Annotated in this window: 24 protein-coding genes; 11 read left to right on the top strand and 13 right to left on the bottom strand. The window is 63.1% G+C overall.

Annotation, left to right across the window (positions count from 1 at the left end; genetic code table 11):
• Positions 1-58: 58 nt before the first annotated feature.
• The 4 genes from rpoD to AC13EK_RS23140 form a co-directional block, all read right to left on the bottom strand.
• Positions 59-2098 carry an RNA polymerase sigma factor RpoD gene (gene rpoD / locus AC13EK_RS23125; protein ID WP_004211766.1) on the bottom strand — a complete coding sequence of 680 codons (2040 nt, stop codon included), beginning with the start codon at positions 2096-2098 and terminating at the stop codon, positions 59-61.
• 43 nt (positions 2099-2141) lie between these two features.
• The gene (gene dnaG / locus AC13EK_RS23130) at positions 2142-4031 is read right to left on the bottom strand and encodes a DNA primase (protein WP_483022400.1); all 1890 of its coding nucleotides are present in this window, start codon (positions 4029-4031) and stop codon (positions 2142-2144) included.
• 4 nt (positions 4032-4035) lie between these two features.
• Positions 4036-4437, bottom strand: coding sequence for an endonuclease domain-containing protein (locus AC13EK_RS23135; protein ID WP_081331600.1), 402 nt, complete (start codon positions 4435-4437; stop codon positions 4036-4038).
• A gap of 77 nt (positions 4438-4514) precedes the next feature.
• Positions 4515-4967 carry a GatB/YqeY domain-containing protein gene (locus AC13EK_RS23140; RefSeq protein WP_069335864.1) on the bottom strand — a complete coding sequence of 151 codons (453 nt, stop codon included), beginning with the start codon at positions 4965-4967 and terminating at the stop codon, positions 4515-4517.
• A gap of 153 nt (positions 4968-5120) precedes the next feature.
• On the opposite strand from AC13EK_RS23140, the gene carA reads away from it, so the two are divergent.
• The 5 genes from carA to AC13EK_RS23165 all read left to right on the top strand — a co-directional run bounded on the left by carA (position 5121) and on the right by AC13EK_RS23165 (position 11280).
• Positions 5121-6299, top strand: a complete 1179-nt coding sequence (carA, locus tag AC13EK_RS23145; protein WP_069335865.1) for a glutamine-hydrolyzing carbamoyl-phosphate synthase small subunit — start codon at positions 5121-5123, stop codon at positions 6297-6299.
• Positions 6296-6664 (top strand): ribonuclease E inhibitor RraB, encoded by a 369-nt coding sequence (locus AC13EK_RS23150; RefSeq protein ID WP_069335866.1) that lies wholly within the window; start codon positions 6296-6298, stop codon positions 6662-6664. Before carA ends, AC13EK_RS23150 begins: the two co-directional genes overlap by 4 nt.
• Before the next feature lie 58 nt (positions 6665-6722).
• Positions 6723-10058 carry a carbamoyl-phosphate synthase large subunit gene (carB, locus tag AC13EK_RS23155; RefSeq protein ID WP_069335867.1) on the top strand — a complete coding sequence of 1112 codons (3336 nt, stop codon included), beginning with the start codon at positions 6723-6725 and terminating at the stop codon, positions 10056-10058.
• An 81-nt stretch (positions 10059-10139) separates the two neighbouring features.
• Positions 10140-10616, top strand: a complete 477-nt coding sequence (gene greA / locus AC13EK_RS23160; RefSeq protein WP_004211784.1) for a transcription elongation factor GreA — start codon at positions 10140-10142, stop codon at positions 10614-10616.
• 4 nt (positions 10617-10620) lie between these two features.
• Positions 10621-11280 (top strand): rhomboid family intramembrane serine protease, encoded by a 660-nt coding sequence (locus AC13EK_RS23165; RefSeq protein ID WP_069335868.1) that lies wholly within the window; start codon positions 10621-10623, stop codon positions 11278-11280.
• A 63-nt stretch (positions 11281-11343) separates the two neighbouring features.
• On the opposite strand, the gene AC13EK_RS23170 is transcribed toward AC13EK_RS23165, so the two are convergent.
• The 5 genes from AC13EK_RS23170 to AC13EK_RS23190 all read right to left on the bottom strand — a co-directional run bounded on the left by AC13EK_RS23170 (position 11344) and on the right by AC13EK_RS23190 (position 13681).
• Positions 11344-11565, bottom strand: coding sequence for a DUF4170 domain-containing protein (locus AC13EK_RS23170; RefSeq protein WP_004211788.1), 222 nt, complete (start codon positions 11563-11565; stop codon positions 11344-11346).
• Between the two features lie 104 nt (positions 11566-11669).
• The gene (locus AC13EK_RS23175; protein WP_017501337.1) at positions 11670-12323 is read right to left on the bottom strand and encodes a hypothetical protein; all 654 of its coding nucleotides are present in this window, start codon (positions 12321-12323) and stop codon (positions 11670-11672) included.
• Positions 12316-12639: a hypothetical protein gene (locus AC13EK_RS23180; RefSeq protein WP_069335869.1), complete on the bottom strand. Its 324-nt coding sequence runs from the start codon at positions 12637-12639 to the stop codon at positions 12316-12318. Before AC13EK_RS23180 ends, AC13EK_RS23175 begins: the two co-directional genes overlap by 8 nt.
• Positions 12636-13010 (bottom strand): phage holin family protein, encoded by a 375-nt coding sequence (locus tag AC13EK_RS23185; RefSeq protein ID WP_069335870.1) that lies wholly within the window; start codon positions 13008-13010, stop codon positions 12636-12638. The genes AC13EK_RS23180 and AC13EK_RS23185 overlap by 4 nt, the downstream gene beginning before the upstream one ends.
• A gap of 65 nt (positions 13011-13075) precedes the next feature.
• Positions 13076-13681: a hypothetical protein gene (locus tag AC13EK_RS23190; protein WP_069335871.1), complete on the bottom strand. Its 606-nt coding sequence runs from the start codon at positions 13679-13681 to the stop codon at positions 13076-13078.
• 226 nt (positions 13682-13907) lie between these two features.
• Between AC13EK_RS23190 and eno the strand changes: the two genes are divergently transcribed.
• The 4 genes from eno to AC13EK_RS23210 all read left to right on the top strand — a co-directional run bounded on the left by eno (position 13908) and on the right by AC13EK_RS23210 (position 18255).
• Positions 13908-15182 carry a phosphopyruvate hydratase gene (gene eno, locus AC13EK_RS23195; protein ID WP_069335872.1) on the top strand — a complete coding sequence of 425 codons (1275 nt, stop codon included), beginning with the start codon at positions 13908-13910 and terminating at the stop codon, positions 15180-15182.
• Positions 15183-15272: 90 nt separating this feature from the next.
• On the top strand, positions 15273-15584 hold the full coding sequence (locus AC13EK_RS23200; RefSeq protein ID WP_004211795.1) for an FtsB family cell division protein: 312 nt from the start codon (positions 15273-15275) through the stop codon (positions 15582-15584).
• A gap of 230 nt (positions 15585-15814) precedes the next feature.
• Positions 15815-16888 carry a pyruvate dehydrogenase (acetyl-transferring) E1 component subunit alpha gene (pdhA, locus tag AC13EK_RS23205; protein WP_069335873.1) on the top strand — a complete coding sequence of 358 codons (1074 nt, stop codon included), beginning with the start codon at positions 15815-15817 and terminating at the stop codon, positions 16886-16888.
• On the top strand, positions 16888-18255 hold the full coding sequence (locus AC13EK_RS23210; protein ID WP_004211797.1) for a pyruvate dehydrogenase complex E1 component subunit beta: 1368 nt from the start codon (positions 16888-16890) through the stop codon (positions 18253-18255). Before pdhA ends, AC13EK_RS23210 begins: the two co-directional genes overlap by 1 nt.
• 63 nt (positions 18256-18318) lie before the next feature.
• On the opposite strand, the gene AC13EK_RS23215 is transcribed toward AC13EK_RS23210, so the two are convergent.
• Genes AC13EK_RS23215 through AC13EK_RS23225 form a run of 3 tightly spaced genes read right to left on the bottom strand, consistent with a single transcriptional unit; the run spans position 18319 to position 21499 of the window.
• A complete protein-coding gene (locus tag AC13EK_RS23215; protein ID WP_069335874.1) occupies positions 18319-18990 on the bottom strand; it encodes a TadE/TadG family type IV pilus assembly protein in 672 nt (223 codons plus the stop codon).
• On the bottom strand, positions 18987-19580 hold the full coding sequence (locus AC13EK_RS23220) for a TadE/TadG family type IV pilus assembly protein (RefSeq protein WP_017501344.1): 594 nt from the start codon (positions 19578-19580) through the stop codon (positions 18987-18989). The genes AC13EK_RS23215 and AC13EK_RS23220 overlap by 4 nt, the downstream gene beginning before the upstream one ends.
• Positions 19580-21499, bottom strand: coding sequence for a pilus assembly protein (locus AC13EK_RS23225; RefSeq protein WP_069335882.1), 1920 nt, complete (start codon positions 21497-21499; stop codon positions 19580-19582). Before AC13EK_RS23225 ends, AC13EK_RS23220 begins: the two co-directional genes overlap by 1 nt.
• A gap of 139 nt (positions 21500-21638) precedes the next feature.
• On the opposite strand from AC13EK_RS23225, the gene AC13EK_RS23230 reads away from it, so the two are divergent.
• The gene (locus tag AC13EK_RS23230) at positions 21639-22298 is read left to right on the top strand and encodes a hypothetical protein (RefSeq protein WP_069335875.1); all 660 of its coding nucleotides are present in this window, start codon (positions 21639-21641) and stop codon (positions 22296-22298) included.
• A 45-nt stretch (positions 22299-22343) separates the two neighbouring features.
• On the top strand, positions 22344-22808 hold the full coding sequence (locus AC13EK_RS23235; protein ID WP_069335876.1) for an EF-hand domain-containing protein: 465 nt from the start codon (positions 22344-22346) through the stop codon (positions 22806-22808).
• A 16-nt stretch (positions 22809-22824) separates the two neighbouring features.
• Here AC13EK_RS23235 and trmFO read toward each other — a convergent pair whose 3' ends face one another.
• A complete protein-coding gene (gene trmFO, locus AC13EK_RS23240; protein ID WP_069335877.1) occupies positions 22825-24171 on the bottom strand; it encodes a methylenetetrahydrofolate--tRNA-(uracil(54)-C(5))-methyltransferase (FADH(2)-oxidizing) TrmFO in 1347 nt (448 codons plus the stop codon).
• Between the last annotated feature and the right edge of the window lie 113 nt (positions 24172-24284).

Here is a 24284-nt window from a genome sequence, read left to right on the forward strand (position 1 = left end):
AAAGGCCCGGCTGGAATGTCCGGCCGGGCCCTTGGTTGAAGCGATAATCTGACCGGATTTACTGGTCGAGGAAGCTGCGCATCTTGCGGCTGCGGCTCGGGTGCTTCAGCTTGCGCAGCGCCTTCGCCTCGATCTGGCGGATGCGCTCGCGGGTCACACTGAACTGCTGGCCCACTTCCTCCAGCGTATGGTCGGTGTTCATGCCGATGCCGAAGCGCATGCGCAGCACGCGTTCCTCGCGCGGGGTCAGGCTGGCAAGGACGCGGGTAACCGTTTCCTTGAGGTTCGCCTGGATCGCGGCATCCACCGGGATGATCGCATTCTTGTCTTCGATGAAGTCGCCCAGATGGCTGTCTTCCTCGTCGCCGATCGGCGTTTCGAGCGAGATCGGCTCCTTGGCGATCTTCATCACCTTGCGCACCTTCTCCAGCGGCATGGAGAGGCGTTCGGCCATCTCTTCCGGGGTCGGTTCGCGGCCCTGCTCGTGCAGGAACTGGCGGCTGGTGCGGACCAGCTTGTTGATCGTCTCGATCATGTGGACCGGGATGCGGATGGTCCGCGCCTGGTCCGCGATCGAACGGGTGATCGCCTGACGGATCCACCAGGTGGCATAGGTGCTGAACTTGTAGCCGCGGCGATACTCGAACTTGTCCACCGCCTTCATCAGGCCGATATTGCCTTCCTGGATAAGGTCCAGGAACTGAAGGCCGCGGTTCGTGTACTTCTTCGCGATGGAGATGACGAGGCGCAGGTTCGCCTCGACCATTTCCTTCTTCGCGATGCGCGCTTCACGCTCGCCCTTCTGCACCATGTTCACGATGCGGCGGAATTCGCTGAGCGACATGCCTGTCGCCTGGGCGATTTCGCTCACTTCGTTGCGGATGCGCTCGACCGCGCGGCCTTCGGCAGCGGCAAAGGCGGCCCATTTCTTGTCGAGGCCCTGCACCTTTTCCAGCCAGGCATCATCCAGTTCATGGCCCATATAGCGCTCAAGGAAGTCCTTGCGGCTGACCTTGTGGCGCTCGGCCAGGCGCAGCATCTGGCCACCCAGCGCGGTCAGGCGCCGGTTATAGGCGTAGAGCTGATCGACCAGATATTCGATCTTCTGCTGGTGGAACTGGACGCTCTCGACCTCGGCGGTCAGCTGCTCGCGCAGCTCATGATAGCTGTCCTCGGCCTTCTGGCTCAGGCTCTCGCCGTTCGCCATGGCAACCATGCGCGATTCCTGGGCCTTGGAGAAGGCGCGGAAGATTTCGGTAATGGTCGCGAACTTCTCCAGCGCCATCGGCTTCAAAGTCTCTTCCATCTGGGCGAGGGACAGGGTGTTGTCCTCTTCCTCGTCCTCCTCGCGACGGGCGCGGGGCGCACCATCCTCGTCCTCGTCGCCGTCGGCGGATTCCTCCTCCGGCTCTTCCTCTTCCTTGAAGCTAGGACCGGCGGTCTTCTCGCTGATCTCGCCATCATCATCCTCGGCGCCTTCCTCCATATTTTCAGGAGCAGGATCCTTGGACAGCATGGCATCGAGATCGAGGATCTCGCGCAGCTGCATCTCGCCATTGTTGAGCGCGGTAGACCATTCGATGATCGCGTTGAAGGTGGTCGGGCTTTCGCACAGACCTAGGATCATCGTATCGCGGCCGGCCTCGATGCGCTTGGCGATGGCGATTTCGCCCTCGCGGCTGAGCAGTTCGACGGCGCCCATCTCGCGCAGATACATGCGCACGGGATCGTCGGTGCGATCGACCGTTTCCTTCTTCTTCTCGGTGACGAGCTTGGGGCCGTCATCGTCGCTCGAATCATCGTCGGCGTCGTCGGCTTCCTCGCGCTCGCGCTGCTCGTCGCCGTCTTCGCTCGCCTCTTCATTCTCGACGATGTTGACGCCCATTTCGTTAAGCGCCGACATGATGTCCTCGATCTGCTCGGAGGACATCTGGTCCTGCGGCAGGGCATCGTTCAGTTCGTCATAGGTGATGTAGCCGCGCTTCTTCGCGCGGGCGATCAGCTTCTTGACGGACGCTTCGTTGAGGTCGAGCAGGGGGGCATCGCCATCCTCGCCATCGCCCATCCCGCCATTCTTGCTGTTCGCCTTGGTCGCCATCTATTCGCCTTAACTCCGTCGTCCCGACAGGAACGAGCCTCAATCAAACAATGTCTTCGGACTGCGCCAGTTCCGCCAGGCGGCTGTCGTGATCGGCTTTCAGCGCGCGGATGCGCTGCTGTTCAGCGAAATTCTCTTCGCTGAAGTCGCCCTCGAACCGTCTAGTAGCCTCCGCCAGCGCCGTTTCCAGCTCCGGTCCTTGCGCCATCACCCGGATGGCCTCGTCCAGGTCGCGCTGCACGCGACTGGGGTCGGTTGTCATCCTATGTGGGGTGAATGTGAACGTATCGGCCCGGAGCATCCCCTTAGCCATATTATACAAGTCACCTTGCCCCAATATGGTAAGGAGGGCCTGCGTTTCAACTGTTTCTTTGCGGAAGGATGCGGCGATCATCGCATCCAGCAATCGCGCCAGCGCGGGATCGCCGATTCGCAGGCCTGACAGCGTCTCGCGGTGCAGGACAATCTGCTCCGGATCGCGCAGCAGGCTGGCCAATATCGCCCGCAGCAGCCGATGTTCCATGCCGCTCGCGCCGATCTCCCGCGCCTCGTTGCCGGCGGGCGGGACGGGGGGCTTCCAATTGCCCTTCTTGTCGCGCTGCCAGCCGGCGCGGGCGCCACCGCCGCCTGCGCCGCGCGGGGCACGCTGGCCGCCGCCGAAGCGATCGGGCCGGGCAAAAAAGAGAGCGTCATAGCGCTCCCGGAATGCCTGGGCATAGAGGGCACGGACATCGGGATGCTGGATCGAGTCGCTATGGGCGGCCAGCCGCTGCTTGAGCGCCGCCTTCTGCTCGGGCGTGTCGAGCGGACCGACCTTCTGCTCATGCTCCCACAGGCGATCGACCAGCGGCTGGGCGCCCGCCAGCACGGCGTCCATCGCGCGCGGCCCTTCGGCGCGGAGCAGGTCGTCGGGGTCTTGCCCGGCGGGCAGGGTGGCGAAGGCCAGGCTATGGCCGGGGCGCAGAAGGGGGAGGGCACGGGTCGCCGCGCGGATCGCCGCCTTCTGCCCGGCCGCATCGCCGTCGAAGCACAATATCGGCACCTCGACCATCTTCCACAATCGCTCGATCTGATGTTCGGTCAGCGCCGTGCCGAGCGGCGCGACGGCGTCGCCAAAACCCGCCTGGGCGAGCGCGATCACGTCCATATAGCCCTCGACCACGATTACCCGGCCGCTTTGCCGGCTGGCGGGGGAGGCGCGGTCGATATTGTAGAGGGTGCGCCCCTTGTCGAAGAGCGGGGTGTCGGGCGAGTTCAGATATTTGGGTTCGCCCTGGCCGATGATGCGGCCGCCAAAGGCGATCACCCGTCCGCGAATGTCGCGGATCGGCAGCATGAGGCGGCCGCGGAACCTATCGTACGTGTCGCGTTCGCCGTCAGGGTCGATGAGCAAGCCGGCCTCGACCAGCATCGGCTCGCCAAAATCGCGCAGCGATGTCTTGAGCTTGCCACGCGAATCCGGCGAATAGCCAAAGCCAAACGTGCGCCGGGTCGCATCGCTGATGCCGCGCTTGGCGAGATAGGCGCGGGCGTCGCCGCCGTCGATGCCGCCAAGCTGGTCCTCGAAGAAGCTCTGCGCGGCGCCCATCGCGTCATGCAGCCCCTTGGCCTGCTCGGCGCGCTTGGCCGCACGCGGATCGGCTGCGGGCACCTCCATGCCGGCGGTCGCGGCCAGTTCCTTCACCGCCTCCATGAAAGGCAGGCCGCGCTGATCGGTCATCCAGCGGATCGCATCGCCATGCGCGCCGCAGCCGAAGCAGTGATAAAAGCCCTTCTCGTCGTTGATCGTGAAGCTGGGCGTCTTCTCGTTATGGAAGGGGCAGCAGGCCTTATACTCGCGGCCCGCCTTCTGCACCTTCACGGTCTTGCCGATCAACGTCGAAAGCGACGTCCGCGCGCGCAGCTCGTCCAGCCATTGGGGCGTGAGGGTCATCTAATTAAAGCCCCTCCCTTCCAAGGGAGGGGTTGGGGTGGGTGATCTTCTGCCTTTCCGGCATGGCGCGGGCGCGATCCAGAATGACGCTCAGCACGCCTTCCAGATTATCCCGAATGTCGATGTTGGAGAAGCGCAAAACCAGATAGCCCTGATGTGCAAGGTCAAAGTCTCTATCTCGATCCTTGATAGCATCATGGCTATCATCATCGACTTCTATGAAGAGGCCGAGGAGGGGGCAGAGAAAGTCGCAGATATAGGGTTCGATCACGGCTTGTCGGCGGAATTTGAAGCCGTCCAGCTGGGAACCGCGTAGGGCGCCCCAAAGGCGGCGTTCATATTCCGTGGGCTCGCGCCGCATCTTGCGCGCAAATTGACCGAGTCTCGCATTGATGCGCAGCGCCATCACCCACCCCAACCCCTCCCTTGGAAGGGAGGGGCTATTATGTCAGTATCGCATGCGCGTGTCAGCCTGGTGCTAACTCAGCTCAGCGCCGCCTTCACCAGCCCGCTCGCCTTGCTCATGTCGATCACCGCGCCATGGCGTTCCTTGAGCACGGCCATCACCTTGCCCATGTCCTTGACGCTTTCCGCGCCGATCTCGGCCTTGATGCCCTCGATCGCGGCGCGGGTCTCGTCCTCGCTCAGCTGTGCGGGCAGGAAGGTTTCGATGACGTCCAGCTCGGCCTGTTCCTTGGCCGCCAGCTCGTCGCGGCCGCCGCTCTTGAACATGTCGATCGATTCGCGACGCTGCTTCACCATCTTCTGCAGCACCTCGACCACGACGGTGTCGTCGTCGGGCACGCTGCTGGCAGTGCGCAGTTCGATGTCGCGATCCTTGAGCTTGGCCAGGATCAGGCGCACGGCAGCCAGGCGATCCTTGTCGCCGGCCTTCATGGACTCCACTTGGGCGCTCTTGATGGTGTCGCGAATCATGGGCGAATTAATCCTGTTTCTCGGGAAAGGAGTAGATATAATGCGAAAAGAGATTTTTAACAGACGTTGACCTTCACGCGTTGCGGGAATAGGTGACCGGCCGTTTAACCCGCACCAGACGGGTTCCCGCAAAAGCATAAAGGACCGCAGACCATGGCTGACGCCAAGACCCTCATTGTGCCCAAAGGAGCGACAGGGGTATTGGTTTTTGCCGATGGCTCCGCCGTCTTCGGTCGCGGCTTCGGCGCGGTCGGCGACGCGGTCGGCGAACTCTGCTTCAATACCTCGATCACCGGCTATCAGGAGATCATGACCGATCCCTCCTATGCCGGGCAGATCATCACCTTCACCTTCCCGCATATCGGCAATGTCGGCACCAATCTCGACGACGTCGAAGCCGACAGCCCCTATGCGCTGGGCTGCATCGTGCGTCAGGACGTCACCGCGCCCAGCAATTTCCGCAATGTCGAACCGTTCGACCAGTGGATGAAGGAAAAGGGCCGCATCGGCCTCGCCGGTGTCGACACCCGCGCACTGACCCGCATGATCCGCGAGAAGGGCGCGCCTAACGTGGTCATCGCCCATGATCCGGATGGCAATTTCGACATTGCCGCGCTCGCTGCCAAGGCGGCCGCCTGGCCGGGCCTTGAAGGCATGGACCTCGCCATCGAAGTCACGGGCAAGGAAAGCCGCCTGTGGAAGGACGGCATCTGGACCATCGGCCATGGCTATGGCCTCAATGAAGCGGGTGAGGAACGCCCCCATGTCGTCGCCATCGATTATGGCGCGAAGAACAACATCTTCCGCAATCTGGTGAAGGCCGGTGCGCGCGTCACCGTGCTGCCCGCCACCGCGACCTTCGATCAGGTCAAGGCGCTCAATCCCGACGGCGTGTTCCTGTCGAACGGTCCGGGCGATCCGGCCGCGACCGGCGACTATGCCGTGCCGGTGATCCAGCAGATATTAGTCGCCGACATCCCCGTCTTCGGCATTTGCCTGGGCCACCAGCTTCTGGGCCTCGCCGTCGGCGCGAAGACGATCAAGATGCATCAGGGCCATCGCGGCGCCAACCATCCGGTCAAGCGCCTGTCGGACGGCCTGGTCGAGATCACCAGCATGAACCATGGCTTCGCCGTCGATGTCGACACGCTGCCGGCCAATGCGCGCTCGACTCATGTCTCGCTGTTCGACGGCAGCAATTGCGGCATCGAACTGACCGACAAGAATGCCTTCTCGGTCCAGTATCACCCCGAAGCCTCGCCCGGCCCGCAGGACAGCTTCTACCTGTTCAAGAAGTTCGTTGATGGCCTCAAGGGCGCTGTCGCCGCGTGAGCCAGAACCTGCCCCCGGTTGACGAAGCGCGCCTTGCCGCAGAGTGGGAGGCGGACAGGCAAGTCCTCGCCAATCTCAAGCGCAATGGCGACGTCGCGCGTCTCGCGCGGCCCGTGGATGTCAGCTTTCGGGGCAGCGAAAAGGATTTCGAGCGCGTCCTAACCATCGCCAGCCAGTTCGGCTTCGTCGAACTGGACCGGGAAGAAGATGAGGAAGGCGACCTGTACCTGTTCCTGGAATGCGTGCAGCCGGTCGACGAAGCCTCGATCCGCGCGCTGACCCGGAAATGCCTCCAGATCGAAATCCTCTGTGGCGTCGAATATGACGGCTGGGGCTGCGAGGCGCAGGCGGGGGGCGTGCATTGACCGCCATTATTCAAATTGTGCGCGTGAGCGCCTTCAACTGTAAATCAGAGGCCAAATAATGCCCAAGCGCACAGACATCTCCTCCATCCTCATCATCGGCGCTGGTCCGATCATCATCGGCCAGGCGTGCGAGTTCGATTATTCGGGCACGCAGGCGGTCAAGGCGCTGAAGGAAGAGGGCTATCGCATCATCCTGGTGAATTCCAACCCGGCCACGATCATGACCGACCCGGAATTTGCCGACGCGACCTATGTCGAGCCGATCACGCCCGAAATCGTGGCGAAGATCATCGAGAAGGAGCGGCCCGATGCGGTGCTGCCGACGATGGGTGGCCAGACCGCGCTCAACACGGCGCTGGCGTTGTTCAACGACGGCACGCTGGAGAAGTTCGGCGTCCAGATGATCGGCGCTGACGCCGAAGCGATCGACAAGGCGGAGGACCGGATCAAGTTCCGCGACGCCATGGACAAGATCGGCCTGGAATCGGCCCGCTCGCGCATCGCCCACACCATGGAAGAGGCGATGGAAGCGCTGGAGTTCACCGGCCTTCCCTCGATCATCCGTCCCAGCTTCACCATGGGCGGCACCGGCGGCGGCATCGCCTATAATCGCGACGAGTTCATGAACATCGTCCGCGGCGGCCTGGATGCCTCGCCGACCACCGAAGTCCTGATCGAGGAATCGCTCCTCGGCTGGAAGGAATATGAGATGGAAGTCGTGCGCGATCGCAACGACAATTCCATCATCATCTGCTCGATCGAGAATGTCGATCCGATGGGCGTCCATACCGGCGACTCCATCACCGTCGCGCCGGCGCTGACGTTGACCGACAAGGAATATCAGATCATGCGCAACGCCAGCCTGGCGGTGCTGCGCGAGATCGGCGTCGAAACCGGCGGGTCGAATGTCCAGTTCGCGGTCAATCCCAAGGACGGCCGTCTGGTCGTCATCGAGATGAACCCGCGCGTGTCGCGTTCCTCGGCGCTGGCGTCGAAGGCGACCGGCTTCCCGATCGCCAAGGTCGCGGCGAAGCTCGCCGTCGGCTACACGCTCGACGAGATCGAGAATGACATTACCGGCGCGACCCCGGCCTCGTTCGAGCCGACCATCGACTATGTCGTGACCAAGATCCCGCGCTTCGCCTTTGAAAAGTTCAAGGGCGCCGAACCGCTGCTGGGTACCGCGATGAAGTCGGTCGGCGAAGTCATGGCGATCGGCCGCAACATCCATGAATCGATGCAGAAGGCGCTGCGCGGTCTGGAAACCGGCCTGTCCGGCTTCAACCAGGTCGATCATCTGGTCGGCGCGCCCAAGGACGACATCATCGCCGCCCTGGCACAGCCGACGCCCGATCGCCTGCTGGTCGCCGCGCAAGCCCTTCGTGAAGGGCTGACCGTCGCGGAAATCCACAATATCGCCAAGTTCGATCCCTGGTTCCTGGAGCGCCTCAAGGAAATCGTCGAGGCCGAGAATGAGGTGCTGGAACATGGCCTGCCGCGCGATGCGGACGGCATGCGCCGCCTCAAGGCCATGGGCTTTTCCGACAAGCGTCTCGCCTGGCTGGCGCTCAAGTCCGCCAATCTGCGTGGCAATGAGCGCGGCGTCGCGCGCGGCAGCGGCCTGATCCACGATGCCGTCGTCGCCATGACCGGCGGCGTGACCGAGGACGAGGTGCGCAGCCTGCGCCACAAGCTGGGCGTGCGTCCGGTGTTCAAGCGCATCGACACCTGCGCCGCCGAGTTCGAGGCGAAGACGCCCTACATGTATTCGACCTATGAAGCCCCGATCTTCGGCGAGCCGGAGAATGAGGCGCAGCCCAGCGACCGCAAGAAGGTCGTCATCCTGGGTGGCGGTCCCAACCGTATCGGCCAGGGCATCGAGTTCGACTATTGCTGCGTCCATGCCTGCTTTGCGCTGAGCGAAGCCGGCTATGAGACGATCATGGTCAACTGCAACCCGGAAACCGTGTCGACCGATTATGACACGTCCGACCGCCTCTATTTCGAGCCGCTGACGGCAGAGGACGTGCTGGAAATTCTGCATGTCGAAATGTCGAAGGGGACGCTGGCCGGCGTGCTGGTGCAGTTTGGCGGCCAGACGCCGCTCAAGCTGGCGCAGGCGCTGGAAGATGCCGGCATCCCGATCCTGGGCACCAGCCCGGACGCGATCGACCTAGCCGAGGATCGCGAGCGTTTCGCTGCGCTCATCGACAAGCTGAAGCTGCGCCAGCCGGCCAACGGCATTGCCCGCAGCCGCGAGGAGGCGATCGCGGTCGCCAACCGCATCGGCTATCCGGTGCTGATGCGTCCGTCTTATGTCCTTGGCGGTCGCGCCATGGAAATCGTCGACGGCCAGGCCCAGCTCGAAGAATATATCACCACCGCCGTGCAGGTGTCGGGCGACTCCCCGGTGCTGATCGACCAGTATCTGCGTGATGCGGTCGAGGTGGACGTGGACGCGCTGTGTGACGGCGACGATGTGGTCGTCGCCGGCGTGCTGCAGCATATCGAGGAAGCGGGCGTTCACTCCGGTGACTCGGCCTGCTCGCTGCCGCCCTACAGCCTGTCGGACGAGGTGATTGCCGAGATCGAGCGTCAGACCGAAGTGCTGGCCCGTGCCCTGTCGGTCCGTGGCCTGATGAATATCCAGTTCGCGGTCAAGGATGGCATCGTCTATCTGATCGAGGTCAATCCGCGCGCCAGCCGGACCGTGCCCTTCGTCGCCAAGGCGATCGGCACCCCGATCGCCAAGATCGCCTCGCGCGTCATGGCCGGTGAGAAGATCAAGGGTCTGCCCAAGATCGATCGCAATGCGATTGACCATGTCGCGGTCAAGGAAGCCGTCTTCCCGTTCAACCGCTTCCCCGGCGTCGACCCCGTGCTCTCGCCGGAAATGAAGAGCACCGGCGAAGTCATGGGCATCGACAGCAATTTCGCCACCGCCTTTGCCAAGGCGCAACTGGGCGCCGGCACCGTGCTGCCGACCAGCGGCACCGTCTTCGTGTCGGTCAAGGACAGCGACAAGCCGGTGATCCTGCCGGCGGTGCAGAAGCTGGCGGGCATGGGCTTCACCATCATCGCGACCGGCGGCACCGCCACCTATCTGGAAGGGCAGGGGATCGCCGTCGAGCATGTCAACAAGGTGGCCGAAGGGCGCCCGCACATCGTCGACCGGATCACCGATGGCGACGTGCAGCTGATCTTCAACACCACCGAAGGCTGGCAGTCCCTGAAGGACAGCAAGGCGATCCGCACCAGTGCTCTACGCGCAAAGATTGCAAGTTTCACCACCGCGACCGCCAGCGTCGCTGCGGCGGACGCAATCGAGGCTTTGCGGGACCGCGCCCTTGAAGTGCGCTCGCTCCAGTCCTATTATCCTGGGTCGCACGCCTGATCCCCTTCACTAGGAAGCATGCTGCGGGTGGCGCCATGTTCGGCGCCGCCAAAGGGAAGTTTTGACGAAGGATTTGCAATAATGGCGACCGTCGAGAAGATGCCGATGCTGCAGGTGGGCTATGACAAGCTCAATGCGCAGCTCCGCGAGCTGAAGGCCGAGCGCCCTCTGATCGTGGACGCCATCGAGGAAGCTCGTGCCCACGGCGACCTGTCGGAAAATGCCGAATATCACGCCGCCAAGGAACGGCAGGGGCAGGTCGAGGCAACGATTTCCGATCTGGAAGACAAGCTGTCGCGCGCCCAGATCATCGATCCGACCACCCTGTCGGGTAACAAGATCGTGTTCGGCGCGACCGTGACCCTGCTGGACGAGGATGACAAGCCGGTCAAATATCAGATCGTGGGCCAGGCCGAGGCGGACGCCAAGGCGGGCATGATCAGCTATAACAGCCCGCTGGGCCGTGCGCTGATCGGCCGCGAGGTCGGTGACGAGGTGGAAGTGTCGGTCCCGTCTGGCGACAAATTCTACCTGGTCGACAAGATCGCGTTCATCTGATCCCGTGAAACTGCCTGCCGGACGCACGACCAACGCGATAGCGCTGGTCACGTTCGTCCTGTTCCTGTTGCTGCTGGCAACCGGGCAGATCGACAATGCGGCCTTGCTGGGCGGGTTCATGCCCGCCCGCATTGGCAATCCCGGCCTGCTGGACGGCATGGCGGCGGTGCCCTGGTGGCTGACGCCGCTCAGTTGCACCTTCGTCCATGCCGGCTGGCTGCATATCGCCTTCAACCTGCTGATGCTGCTTTTCTGCGGGCGGCAGGTCGAGCATGTGCTGGGCCGCACCGGCACGCTGATCCTCTATGTCGTCGGTGCCTATGCCGCCTGCTTCGCGCAATGGGCGATCACGCCGGAATCGATCAATCCGATGGTCGGGGCGAGCGGCGCGATTTCCGCGATCATCGCCACCTATGCGCTGCTTTACAGCCAGCAACAGGTGCGGCGGATCGGGCCGTTGTCGGCCAATTTCGTGCGGGTGCTGTGGCTAGCAGCCGCCTGGATCGCGATCCAGTTGATGATCGGCGTGGCGACGGCGGGGGGATTGGGCGATCTGGGTCAGATCGCGATTGCCGCGCATATCGGCGGCTTCCTGGCAGGGCTGGCCTTGACCCGGCCCTTGCTGCGCTGGCGCTTCCGTAAACGGCCCCAGGCTATCAATTGATCGTTCGATAATATGTGTTCGGGCGAAACCGGGGCATGATCCGGTCTCGCCCGAAACGGGTCATCAGGCTGCCGGCAGCTCAGGCTCCAGCAGGCGGTGCAGATGGACGATCACATAGCGCATTTCGGCGTCATCGACGGTGCGCTGCGCCGCGCCGCGCCAGGCCTTTTCGGCCGAGGCATAGTCGGGGAAGACGCCAACCAGGTCGACCTTGCTCAGGTCCTGGAATTCCAGCGTCTGCGGGTTGGTTACGCGGCCGCCCATCACCAGATGCATCTTGCTCATGGCGTTATATGTTCTCCTTTGACTGATCGCGGTGCCTTAGCATCGTCCCTGCGATCCGCCAAGGAAAGCGGCCTGTGTGTCGATTGCGTTTGCGGCAATCGCGATTAGCTTTTCGGCAATCGCGCCTTGATCGCGTCGCCCAGCGCCTCGACGCGGGTGGAGACGAGCGCGACCAGTTCGTCCGCCAGCTTCGATGCCTTGCCGCCAAGATCGGCCGATGCCGCAGCGTCACGGGCCGCCGTCGCGGTGTCGCTTGCGCTTTCCTTGGCGCTCGACAGCGCATGGCTTGCCGTTTCGCGGGCCTTGCTGAGCACTTCGCCAGCATTGTCCCGCGCACTGGCCAGCGCTTCGCCCGCATTGTGGCGCAGCGACTCGCTATTCTCGCTCGCGGCCGTGCGGGCGGTGGCGGCCGCCTCCAGCACGCGCGCGCCGGCGGTGGCGGCCAGGCCCGGCAGCGCCTTCATCACCTTCCGGCTCTTGGGAAACATCCAGGCGATGACCGCTCCGGCCGCCACCGCGCCGGCCACGGCCGCAACCGGATGCTCCTGAATGATCTCGTTGGCGCGGGCAGCGACCCGCTGGCCCCGGTCGCGTGCGTCGCCATAGGCTTCGCTCGCCTTGTCCTTGCCGGTCTGGATCAGTTCGCCGGCGCTTTCGCGCGCCTTGCCGGTGCTGTCCTTGATCATGTCGGTTGCGCTGCCGGCGGCGTCATTGGCCGCTTCGCGGACGCGGGTCAGTTGGGCGCGGATGTCAGCCATCATCAATCTCCGAAATTTCCGTGTTACGGTTCCTCAGTCGAACGAACAGGCGTCCGAAAAGTGCCGTGAGGGGGCGGCGGAAGAGAAGTAGGACGATGCCGGTTGCCGCCGCGCCGGTGGCAACCGGCCGCTGGCGCACCTTGGCACCGACATAGGCGACGCCGTCGAGCGCAGCCGCCGTGATCTTCGCCTCGACATCGGCCTTCAGCCGATCGGGTGCGATCCGCGCCTGGGCATCGGCAAGGCTCAGGACCGCCTTGCTGCGCAAATGCACCGCGCGATCGGTCGCTTCGCGATAGGCCTGTTCCCGGCTCATGACTTGATCGTCTTCAACATATGGCTGATCTGTCCCTTGGCCAGCAGCAGCAGCAGGATGGCGATCAGTACGGCGCCCCCAAACACTGCCAGCGTGGCCCAGAGCGGCCCGATCGTCGCGGACAGCGCAATGACCAACCCGATCAGCAGGGTCACGATCGCTGCGAACAACAGCATCAGGGCCACGATCCCCAGGATCGCGGCATTGCGGATGCCGGCGCCGGCAATGCCCGCGCGCAGCTTCTGGCGCTCGACCTCCGCTTGCGCATAGGCGCGGCCATCGGTGTAGAGGCGGGCGAATGTCGCGCGGACAGACTCCTCACCCCCCTCGGTCTGCGGCGTTGCCACCGTATCCGCTGGTTCCTGCGTCAATTGCCCCTCCGCCCCGTCAACCGGGGCCTGCGGTTAGCCGTCACGATAATCCTGTCTTGCGTTCGTCAGGCGTCGCTGTCGGGCGATCCCTTGGCAAGGCGCATCAGCACGAAGCCGACCACGGCGGCCGCGCCGATGGCAACGGCCGGGCTCTTGCGCACGAAATCACGCGCCTCGGTCATCAACTGGTCGACATCCTTGCTGTCCAGCGTGTCTGCGGCACTGGCCACCGATTCCGCCGCCTGGCGGACATAGTCGCCATATTGCGGGCCAAGCTTCGCATCGACCGTGCCGGCGGTGTCCGCAATCAGCTTCGACAGGCTCTGCATCGCCGAACCGGTCTTGTCCTTGGCACTGCTCGCCGCAGACTTTGCAGTCTTGCCGGCCTGCTCCTTGATCGGGTCGATATGCGCCTTCCAGTCGACCGAATTGATCTTGTCGGTCGCGGCCTTGGCGGCCTTTTCGGCCTGTGCCTTGATCGGCGCGATCTGTGCGGACCAACCATGGGCAGCGCCATTTCCCGCCTTTGCGGGGGCCTTGCGAGCGGCGGCCTTCTTCACCGGCGCGGCCTTGACGGCCGGGGTGGAGGCCTTGGTCGACGCCGGCTTGGCCTTGGCGGGAACCGCCTTCTTCGCGCGCTTGACGGGCGGGGTTTCCGGGGTGTCGGCCATTGTCCAAAGTCTCCCTAAAGCTCAACCTCATGGTCCCGCGCGAGGCGGGCTGTCATGATCCTAATGCTTGGCGGCGGCCTACAGTTCCGGCGCCGTTACTATTTTGAGCATCGGCATTTTTTGTCCGATGGCAAGTCCCCCGGATTGCCAAGTTTGGGGCTGCTGGCTAAGCGGGGCCGCGAAAAGGCCGCCCGGCGCGTGTCCGGGCCCAGATCAGGGAGCGATCATGACCGCCATTCTCGATATCCACGCCCGCCAGATTCTCGACAGCCGCGGCAATCCGACCGTCGAAGTCGATGTGATGCTGGAAGATGGCAGCTTCGGCCGCGCCGCCGTGCCCTCGGGTGCGTCGACCGGTGCCTATGAGGCGGTCGAAAAGCGCGACGGTGACAAGAGCAAATATCTGGGCAAGGGCGTGCTTCACGCCGTCGCCGCCGTCAATGAAGAGATTGCCGAGCAGCTCATCGGTCTCGATGCTGAGGACCAGGGCGAAGTCGATGCCGCAATGATCGCGCTCGACGGCACCGAGAACAAGTCGCGTCTGGGCGCCAACGCGATCCTGGGCGTGTCGCTGGCCACTGCCAAGGCGGCCGCCGACGCGCGCGGCCTGCCGCTCTATCGCTATGTCGGCGGCGTGTCCTCGCATGTTCTGCCGGTGCCGATGATGAACATCATCAACGGCGGCGAGCATGCCGACAACCCGATCGACTTCCAGGAATTCATGATCATGCCGGTCGGTGCGGAGAGCATCGCCGACGCCGTGCGCATCGGTTCGGAAATCTTCCACACGCTCAAGAAGGGCCTGCACGACAAGGGTCTGGCCACCTCGGTCGGTGACGAGGGCGGCTTTGCCCCCAATATCGCCTCGACCCGCGATGCGCTCGACTTCATCATGCTGTCGGTCGAAAAGGCCGGCTACAAGCCCGGTGACGATGTTGTGCTGGCGCTGGACTGTGCCGCGACCGAATTCTTCAAGAACGGCAAATATGAGATTTCGGGCGAAGGCCTGTCGCTCTCGCCGGTCGAGATGGCCGATTATCTGGCTGCTCTGGCCGCCGACTATCCGATCAAGTCGATCGAAGACGGCATGAGCGAGGATGATTTCGAGGGCTGGAAGGCGCTGACCGACAAGATCGGTGACAAGGTCCAACTGGTCGGCGACGATCTGTTCGTCACCAACCCGGCCCGCCTGTCGATGGGCATCGGCAAGGGGCTGGCCAATTCGCTGCTGGTGAAGGTCAACCAGATCGGCACGCTGTCGGAAACGCTCGCCGCCGTCGATATGGCGCACCGTGCCCGCTACACGGCGGTCATGTCGCACCGTTCGGGCGAGACCGAGGATTCGACCATCGCCGACCTCGCCGTCGCCACCAATTGCGGTCAGATCAAGACCGGCTCGCTCGCTCGTTCGGATCGTCTCGCCAAGTATAATCAGCTGATCCGCATCGAGGAAGAACTGGGCGACATGGCGGTCTATGCCGGTCGTTCGATCTTCCGCTGATCCACGGCTAATTTCAGGTTAGGGATTCGGCTGGTCGCATCGGGCATATTTTTGCTTGCGACCGGCCGAATCCTGTGATTCAAGCAGTTCATGGCGCATATCGCGAAGCTCCGCATGCTATTGATGTCGGCCCTCGGGCCGGCAATCGCGGTGCTGTTGCTGCTGTTTTTTGCCGGCTATGTGGTGCTCGGCTCCAATGGCGTGCTCGCCTGGGGCGATTATTCGCGCCAGCTGCGCGATGCGAAGGCTGAACTCAAGATCGTCCAGCTGCATCGCCAGGAGCTGCGCAACCGGGTCGATCTGCTCAATCCGCGCCGCGTCGATCCCGATCTGTCTGACGAACTGATCCGTCGCCAGCTCGGCGTGATTCACCATGATGAAGTGATCGTTCCGCTGAACTGATCCGCACGCCGGCGGGGTGCGCTTTCCATTTATTTGGTAAAATCCTGTCGCGGCAACATTTTGTTGCCAGCCGTTCGCGACCCGTTTTCGACAGCGTTGTCATGGATTGTCGTTTTTGCACTCGGGACATTCATTATGCCGGGATTCCGTGGGGTCCGCCGTTGCAATCTATGCAACTCTGACGCATATCGGGCTTCCTTCCATCCTACCCACGCAAAAGGATAATAGCCTTGGCGAAACCAACCACGCCGCGCGCCGACAGCGCAAAGGCAAAGGCCGCAGTGCCGGCCGGTGCGGACCATAATCGTCCGCGCCCCGAAACGCCCACCGACTACAAGGCCAGCAAGGAAGAGCTGCTGGAATTCTATCGGCAGATGGTTCTGATCCGCCGCTTCGAGGAAAAGGCCGGCCAGCTTTATGGTCTGGGTTTCATCGGCGGCTTCTGTCACCTCTATATCGGCCAGGAAGCGGTTGCGGTCGGCATCCAGTCGGCATTGAAGCCCGGCAAGGACAGCGTGATCACCGGCTATCGCGACCATGGTCACATGCTCGCCTATGGCATCGATCCCAAGGTCATCATGGCCGAACTGACCGGCCGCGAAGCCGGCATTTCGCGCGGCAAGGGTGGTTCGATGCACATGTTCAGCGTCGAGCATAAATTCTATGGCGGCCACGGCATCGTCGGCGCCCAGGTGTCGCTCGGCGCGGGTCTGGCCTTCGCCCACAAATATAATGATGATGGCGGCGTGTGCGTTGCCTATTTCGGCGACGGCGCGGCCAACCAGGGCCAAGTTTACGAATCGTTCAACATGGCCGAATTGTGGAAGCTCCCGATCATCTTCGTGATCGAGAACAACCAATATGCCATGGGCACGAGCGTCAATCGCGCCTCGTCGGAAGACCAGCTCTATCGCCGCGGCGAGAGCTTCCGTATCCCTGGCATCCAGGTCGACGGCATGGATGTTCTGGCGGTGCGCGGTGCGACCGAGGAAGCGCTCAAGTGGGTCCAGGGCGGCAATGGCCCGATCCTGCTGGAAATGAAGACCTACCGCTATCGCGGTCACTCCATGTCCGACCCGGCCAAATATCGTTCGCGTGACGAGGTTCAGGCCGTGCGCGACAACAGCGACCCGATCGAGGGTGTGAAGAAATATCTGATCGATGCCGGCGTCAGCGAGGACGAGATCAAGGTCATCGACCAGGATATCCGCAAGATCGTCGCCGACGCGGCCGATTTCGCCGAAACCTCGCCCGAACCTGAGATGCATGAACTCTATACCGACGTGCTGGTGGAGCAATATTAATGGGTATCGAAATCAAGATGCCGGCGCTCTCGCCGACGATGGAAGAGGGCACGCTGGCCAAGTGGCTGGTGAAGGAAGGCGATGAAGTGAAGTCCGGCGACATTCTCGCCGAGATCGAGACTGACAAGGCGACGATGGAATTCGAAGCCGTCGACGAAGGCAAGATCGGTCAGATCGTGATTGCCGAAGGCACCGAAGGCGTGAAGGTCGGCACCGTCATCGCGACGATGGCGGGCGAGGGCGGCGAAGCAGCCCCGGCGCCTGCACCGAAGGCCGAAGCGCCCAAGGCAGAAGAAGCCCCCAAGAAGGCGGAAAGCGGCACGTCGAAGCTGGCGTCGGAAGCCAAGGCGACCGTGCAGGATCCGGACCTCCCGGCCGGCACAGAGTTCGTCAAGACCACCGTGCGTGAAGCGCTGCGTGACGCCATGGCCGAGGAAATGCGGTCGGACCCGCGCGTCTTCGTGATGGGCGAGGAAGTCGCCGAATATCAGGGCGCCTACAAGGTGACCCAGGGCCTGCTCGACGAATTCGGTCCCAAGCGCGTCATCGACACGCCGATCACCGAGTATGGCTTTGCCGGCATCGGTTCGGGCGCGGCCATGGGTGGCCTGCGTCCGGTCATCGAGTTCATGACGTTCAACTTCGCCATGCAGGCGATCGACCACATCATCAACTCGGCGGCCAAGACCAATTACATGTCCGGTGGCCAGATGCGCTGCCCGATCGTGTTCCGTGGTCCCAACGGTGCGGCCAGCCGCGTCGGCGCGCAGCACAGCCAGAACTATGGTCCCTGGTATGCCGCCGTTCCCGGCCTGATCGTCATCGCGCCCTATGACGCGGCCGACGCCAAGGGTCTGCTGAAGGCCGCGATCCGCTCGACCGACCCGGTCGTGTTCCTGGAGAATGAACTTCTCTACGGTCGCAGCTTCGACGTGCCCAAGGTCGATGATTATGTCCTGCCGATCGGCAAGGCGCGCATCATGCGTCCGGGCAAGGACGTGACCCTGGTCAGCTACTCGATCGGCGTGGGCCTGGCGCTCGACGCGGCCGAGCAGCTTGCTGCCGAGGGCATCGATGCCGAAGTGATCGACCTGCGCACGCTGCGTCCGCTCGATACCGCAACCGTGCTGGAAAGCCTGAAGAAGACCAACCGCCTGGTGGTGGTGGAAGAAGGCTGGCCGACCTGCTCGATCGCGTCGGAAATCGCTGCCGTCGTGATGGAAAAGGGCTTCGACGATCTCGACGCCCCGGTCCTGCGCGTCACCAACGAGGATGTGCCGCTGCCTTATGCCGCCAACCTCGAAAAGCTGGCGCTGATCGACGCGGCCCGCGTGGTCGAAGCGGCCAAGAAGGTCTGCTACAAGTAAGCACAGAAAAGGGGCGGTCCGATCGGACCGCCCCTTTTTCTATCGGTTCTTTGCGAGCGGCTGTCAGGCCGGGCAGGAGGCGATCTGGCTGCTGGTCAGCTTCCCCGCATTCTTCATCGCCTGGTCCGTGCGTTCGCGGACGTTGAATGCGCTGGTGTAGCGGATCGTCTTGCTGCCGAAGAGGCTGTCCGAGATCAGCGGCTGATAGGTATAGGCCACTTCCACGAACATGACTGCCGTTCCGCTGCCGGAGGCGATCTTGGTCGTTGCTGTTGTGCCTGGCCCCATGCCGTCCTTCAGGCTTGCGTCGCTGGTGCCATCCCCCGCCTTGCCATAGCTGGAGGTGAAGCTGCCATTGCCCCAGCAGCGCTGCCAACGAATATACTGGCCCGCATTGGTGCCGGTCTGGCTGTTGGGTTCCAGATCCGAAAGGAAGATGCGGCTGTTTGCCTTGAAGTTCTTGAGGTTGGCACCGGCCAGTTCGGCGCCGGTGAAGATCTCGTTGATGTCGCCCTCGTCGATCGAGGTGCGCTCGCGTGACGCGTTATCGGCGACGAGCATCGCGATCTGGCTGACGCGCATATGGGCGGTCGCGAGGTTCGCGATTTCCAGACCGCCCATCGACAGCACCATCAGTACCGGCAAGGAATAGGCAAATTCGATAAGGGCCAGGCCCGACTGGTCGTCGCGAAGACGGCGCGCCAAGCGTGCGAGGGGGGGCTTGATCGGGGTCATGTGCAGATGATCGGCAATGTGGCCTGGTTGGACCAGGGCTGGTTGCGGATGGTGGCGTTGGCCGTGGCGGTCTGGGTCGCGCTCCAGCCCAGCAGCTTGGCCATCGGGAAAAGGCGGGGCATGGACACCGTCACCTGATAGAAGACGATATCATCGGCACCACCCAGGCCCGTGGAGCCTGCGCTGCTGTCGTAACTACCATTGCCATTGGAATCCTCGAAGCAATCGCCCGTGTTGAAGCTGCCAAGGGGTGCCGTATCCGTGGTGATTTTTTCAGGCTTTCCCACGCGCGAGAAGTTGTAATAGCTCTTCTTGGTCACCGAAGTGGAGCCGTTCTTGCTGTTGATCGCCTGCATCTGCGCATCGATATAGGCGTCGATCTGGGTACTGTTGAGTGTCCCGACCGATGCCGCGCGGGCGGCCCTGTCGAGCACACCCTGGGTCACCGAGCGCAGATAGGACTGATAGCCCAAGTCGCCGACGCCCATGATGAACAGGCAGAGCGGCGTGACGATCAGGCCGAACTCCATCAGCGTCGCGCCACGTTGATCGCGCCGCAGATCGCTGGGGAGGTGGAAAGGGCGGGGCATCAGTTCGACAACCGCAGGCCGCCAATATTCTTGGCGATGTTCTGGAAGGTCGTTTTCAACTGGGCGGCTGAATAGTTCATGCTCCAGTGATTGGCGCTGCTGGCGCAATTCTGCAAAGGAGTGCTCATCACGTTCGAATTGCTGAATCCGATCACCCAGATGGTGATCCCCTTGGACTTGATCGCGTTGCACATCATTTCCAGGCGACGGTTGTGAATGGCCGTCAGGTCGTCATTGGAAGCGCCGGCGGGACCGTCGCGCTGATCGAGAGTTTGATATCCCCAGGCGCCGTAGACATTGTTGTAGGCTTGCATGACGCCGTCGGTCATGAACACGATGTGGCGCGAAATGTTGAAGCCGTTGGGCGCGTTGGCGTTATCCGATGCGAAGATTCCGGTCGGCGACAGGAAGCGCGCGCCCCACATCATACCGATGGTGTGATAGGTGCCACCAACTGCAACCAGACTGTCGACATAGCTGTCATAGCTGCTCGTTTGACCGTCCGGAATGGCGGTGCGGCTGGCATAAGAGGTCAGCCTACGCGCCTGGCTGGGGCAAGCGACATAGCCGTTGCTGATGTTGTTCGAACTGTTGAGCCAAGAGCCACCGCGTGTGTATTCGACGTCGGGCCAGAATGGGCGCCACTTTGTAGCAGTCGTCGTCGGTGCCGTATCGATCTGAAGATCAAAGGCGGTCGCTGGAATGGAAGAGGTCGACGAATTTGCGTTAATGGTGCTGTCCGTATCGCGTTCCTCGATACAGCCAGACCATGTCGCGTTGGTGCCCCACTCAAAGGCGGGATTTTGGATAGGTTCGCCCTTGATGAAGTCGCTCATGTTGAACGCTACGTTGGTGTAGGTCCAGTTGGTGTAGCGGGTGCGTCCCGGACCAGGAGTGGTTGAGGTGAAGTAGGTCTTGGTTGTCGTCAGCTCTTTGCGTACGCACACGCGTGCGGTGCTGCCCGATGGGGCGTTCGAAGTGCTGTTGTTCCAGCCGCCATAGCTGTAGACGGTCCGTGAGGTGTTGCTGGGCGCGCTGCCGCTTGTGGTCGCGGAGGCATTCTGCCAGTTGGAGCAGTCGGTTCCGTTCAGATTGGTCCCACCTGATCCATTGATCGCATTCTGGGCTGATGTGTAGCAGGTGTTTGAGCCGTTGCGCTTGTAGCAGGTCGTGTCCGTCGATGTGTTTTCCCAGTAATACCACGCATAGCGGCTGTTATAAGTCCATGTCTCGCCGGCCGTGCCTCCGAGTACCGCGCTGGTGGGCAATTGGTAACCAACATTCACAGTGGAGCTGTAGGGCATGAAGCCGTAGCGGATGCGACCACTGCTGTCGGAGCCAGGACCTAGCGTATCGTAGAAATCTCTTACCGCCTGCTGCAGGGCGGTGAGCTTTACAACCGTGCCTCCTGAGCCATTGGAAATGGAATCTGCCATCGATCCGGTCGTATCCAGCACCAGCATCACGTCGGTATTGCCGATGTCGAAGCGGGAATCGCAGTTCACTGCCAGCGACAATGTCTGAACGCCGAAGATGCGCATGATGGTGGTCGGGATGGTGGTTTCGGCCGACACCTGGACGGTCGTCGTCTCGCCGGGCTTGCTCTGGATCACGGGCGTGAAGTTGGCGGCGCCAAAGGTCTGCTGCGGGAAGTTGAAGTCGAAGAATTTCTTCGCCTCGGCCTTGTTGTCATCGGTCATTGACGCGGTCGTCATCGCACGCCGTCCCGCCAGTGCTGCGGCGTCGCAGGCTTGCTGCATCCGGGCGCGGACCATATAGGCGCGGCTCATGTCCACGCCGCCGCCGATCAGGCCGGCGAGCGGGATGATGGCTGCGGCCACCATGGCGAGCGTGTTGCCCGCCTGGTTGCGCCGAAGCCGGCCAAGGAATGTCATCGCGCGCTTGATCTGCTTGCCCATGTTCCGCATTCACCCATGTCGCCCGTTTCCCCCCAGAAATCTGGACAGGGCCATCGTCGGCTATGCAACGGGACTGGTTAGGGTCTCTATGCGAAGTCTGGTTAAAGGATTGATAAGCCATTTTTAGATCGGGATCGAAATGATGGATCGCACGGACGATCTGGCGCCGCTGGCGCGCCTGCTTTCCGGGCATGCCGGGCGCCTTGCCGAGCGGCATCGGGCGCTCTGGGCGTTGGACCAGCGCTTTGCGCAAATTGCGCGAACAACCAGCGATGCGGCGATCGGGCAGATGCGCCTCGCCTGGTGGCTGGGCGTCGTCATGGACGAGGCGGGCGTCAAGGGACAGGGCGAGCCGGTGGTCGACTGGCTGCGCGCGATCGGTGCGCTGGCCGCGCCCGGTATCCCGGCGATGCTCGATGGTTGGGAAGTGCTGGTGGTGGAGTCGGAGATCGATCTCACCGGCCTGCGCGACTATGCCGCCGGCCGCGGCGGCGGGCTGTTCCAGGCATTGGCCGATGTAGCCGATGCGCCCGACTGGCTGATCGCGGCGGGCAAGGTCTGGGCCTTGTGGGATCTGTCCGCCCATAGCGGCGACGAGGCGCTGGCGGACGCCGCCATTGGCCTGGCCCGCGACCTGTTGCCGCAGGTTGGTGATCCGGCGTGGCCCAGGGCGTGGAAGCCGCTGCGCATCGCCTATCTGCTGGCACGGTATGATGTCGAGCGGGGACAGCGGGCGCCGGTTGGGCTGACGCGGAGCATGGCCTGGCGGTTGATGCGGATCGCGCTTGTCGGGCGCTAGGTGATCGCGATAGGTTCGCTGCCGTCACGAAGGGGGGAGCGGGCGATGGGACGGTTGCTGGCAGGTGGCATGGGGGCGTTGCTGCTGGTCGCGGCCGGCCTGTTCTGGTGGCAGGGGCGGGCGACCAACGAGCCGCCGCCCAAGGCTTTGCTCGCGCCGCCGCCGCCGCCAGCCAATGAGGCTCTGCCCGAAGGCGATCCCGATGCGGTCGGCGAGGCGCCGCCGATGCCCGGCGAGGCCAGTCCGCAGAGCCGCGAGGAAAAGCGCTTCGCCCGTTATGACCGCAATCGCGACGGCATCATCAGCCGGATCGAGATGCTGGGCAGCCGCACCGCTGCGTTCAAACAGCTCGACGCGAACAAGGATAATCTCCTGTCGTTCGAGGAATGGGCGGTGGCGACGGCCGATCGCTTCACCGGGGCCGATGCCGACAAGGACGGCAGGCTGACCCCGGCGGAATTCGCCACCACCGCGCCGAAGCGGGCGGCGAAACCGCGCTGCAAATGCTGAGCCTGTCCCGGAGGGGTCAGGCCGGTTCCACCACCTCACCCAGCCAGCGACCGAAGGAGGCGCGGGCGCGAGCGGTATAGGCTTCCTTGCGCTGCTTCTTCTTGACGTCGTCCAGCGTCGGGAACAGGCCGAAATTGACGTTCATCGGCTGATAGTCGGCGGTCTCGACATTGCCGGTGACATGGCCGAGCAGCGCGCCCAGCGCCGTGTCGGCGGGCGGCGGCGCCAGTTCCTGGCCCAATATCTCGGCCGCGGCGAAGCGCCCGGCGATGAGGCCGATGGCGGCGCTTTCGACATAGCCCTCGCACCCGGTCATCTGCCCGGCGAAGCGGATATGCGGCGCGCTTTTCAGGCGCAGCGTCGGATCGAGCAGCTTGGGACTCTGGATGAAGGTGTTGCGGTGCAGCCCGCCCAGCCGGGCAAACTCGGCCTTTTCCAGGCCCGGAATGGTGCGGAACAGCTCGACCTGGGCGCCATGCTTCAGCTTGGTCTGAAAACCGACCATGTTCCACAACGTGCCCGACGCATTGTCCTGGCGCAGTTGGACCACGGCATAGGGCCAGCGGCCGGTCTTGGGATTATCGAGCCCCATCGGCTTCATCGGGCCGTGGCGCAGCGTTTCCGGCCCGCGCGAGGCCATCACCTCGATCGGCATGCAGCCCTCGAAATAGGGGGTGCTCGACTCCCATTCCTTGAACTCGGTCTTCTCGCCGTCGAGCAGCCCCTGGACGAAGGCCTGATACTGCTCCTTGTTCATCGGGCAGTTGATATAGTCCTTGCCCTCGCCTCCGCCGGGGCCGATCTTGTCCCAGCGATTGGCCATCCAGCATTCTTCCATGTCGATGCTGTCGAAATGGATGACCGGCGCGATCGCGTCGAAGAAGGCGAGGTGCTCCATGCCGGCGGCTTTGCCGATGCTGCTGGCCAGCGCGGCGGCGGTCAGCGGCCCGGTGGCGACGATGGTCATGCCGTCGCTGGGCAGCGTGTCGATCCGCTCGCGCACGATCTCGACATTAGGATGTTCGGCCAGCGCGCGGGTGACGCCGTCGGAAAAGACATGGCGGTCGACCGCCAGGGCAGAGCCGGCCGGCACCTTGGCCGGTTCGGCGCGGTCCATGATCAGCGAGCCGAGGCGCCGCATTTCCTGATGCAGCAGGCCCACGGCATTCTTGTCCGCATCATCGGAGCGGAAACTGTTGGAACAGACCAGTTCGGCAAGGCCATCGGTCTGGTGCGCCGGGGTCATCTCTCCGGTGCCGCGCATTTCCGACAGGCGGACCTTGATACCGGCCTGGGCGAGCTGCCAGGCGGCTTCCGAACCGGCGAGACCGCCGCCGATGACATGGATCTGATGATTGGACATATTTCGCTTAACTTCGCACTTTTCCCGCACATTCGGCAATTTCCGAACGCCAGTGGGACATATTGTTATAAGATGCAATCAGTATAGCGGGGCATGGTTCAATAGGACAGGGG

Source organism: Sphingobium sp. L-44, assembly GCF_056859495.1.

Coding starts and splice junctions, on each gene's coding strand:
- AC13EK_RS23175 (WP_017501337.1), bottom strand. CDS start 12,323: ATGGCTGACATCCGCGCCCAACTGACCCGCGTCCGCGAAGCGGCCAAT.
- AC13EK_RS23235 (WP_069335876.1), top strand. CDS start 22,344: ATGGGACGGTTGCTGGCAGGTGGCATGGGGGCGTTGCTGCTGGTCGCG.
- greA (WP_004211784.1), top strand. CDS start 10,140: ATGGCGACCGTCGAGAAGATGCCGATGCTGCAGGTGGGCTATGACAAG.
- eno (WP_069335872.1), top strand. CDS start 13,908: ATGACCGCCATTCTCGATATCCACGCCCGCCAGATTCTCGACAGCCGC.
- AC13EK_RS23200 (WP_004211795.1), top strand. CDS start 15,273: ATGGCGCATATCGCGAAGCTCCGCATGCTATTGATGTCGGCCCTCGGG.
- AC13EK_RS23170 (WP_004211788.1), bottom strand. CDS start 11,565: ATGAGCAAGATGCATCTGGTGATGGGCGGCCGCGTAACCAACCCGCAG.
- rpoD (WP_004211766.1), bottom strand. CDS start 2,098: ATGGCGACCAAGGCGAACAGCAAGAATGGCGGGATGGGCGATGGCGAG.
- AC13EK_RS23215 (WP_069335874.1), bottom strand. CDS start 18,990: ATGACCCCGATCAAGCCCCCCCTCGCACGCTTGGCGCGCCGTCTTCGC.
- carB (WP_069335867.1), top strand. CDS start 6,723: ATGCCCAAGCGCACAGACATCTCCTCCATCCTCATCATCGGCGCTGGT.
- AC13EK_RS23135 (WP_081331600.1), bottom strand. CDS start 4,437: ATGGCGCTGCGCATCAATGCGAGACTCGGTCAATTTGCGCGCAAGATG.
- carA (WP_069335865.1), top strand. CDS start 5,121: ATGGCTGACGCCAAGACCCTCATTGTGCCCAAAGGAGCGACAGGGGTA.
- AC13EK_RS23140 (WP_069335864.1), bottom strand. CDS start 4,967: ATGATTCGCGACACCATCAAGAGCGCCCAAGTGGAGTCCATGAAGGCC.
- AC13EK_RS23225 (WP_069335882.1), bottom strand. CDS start 21,499: ATGGGCAAGCAGATCAAGCGCGCGATGACATTCCTTGGCCGGCTTCGG.
- trmFO (WP_069335877.1), bottom strand. CDS start 24,171: ATGTCCAATCATCAGATCCATGTCATCGGCGGCGGTCTCGCCGGTTCG.
- AC13EK_RS23190 (WP_069335871.1), bottom strand. CDS start 13,681: ATGGCCGACACCCCGGAAACCCCGCCCGTCAAGCGCGCGAAGAAGGCG.
- AC13EK_RS23210 (WP_004211797.1), top strand. CDS start 16,888: ATGGGTATCGAAATCAAGATGCCGGCGCTCTCGCCGACGATGGAAGAG.
- AC13EK_RS23220 (WP_017501344.1), bottom strand. CDS start 19,580: ATGCCCCGCCCTTTCCACCTCCCCAGCGATCTGCGGCGCGATCAACGT.
- AC13EK_RS23230 (WP_069335875.1), top strand. CDS start 21,639: ATGATGGATCGCACGGACGATCTGGCGCCGCTGGCGCGCCTGCTTTCC.
- AC13EK_RS23180 (WP_069335869.1), bottom strand. CDS start 12,639: ATGAGCCGGGAACAGGCCTATCGCGAAGCGACCGATCGCGCGGTGCAT.
- dnaG (WP_483022400.1), bottom strand. CDS start 4,031: ATGACCCTCACGCCCCAATGGCTGGACGAGCTGCGCGCGCGGACGTCG.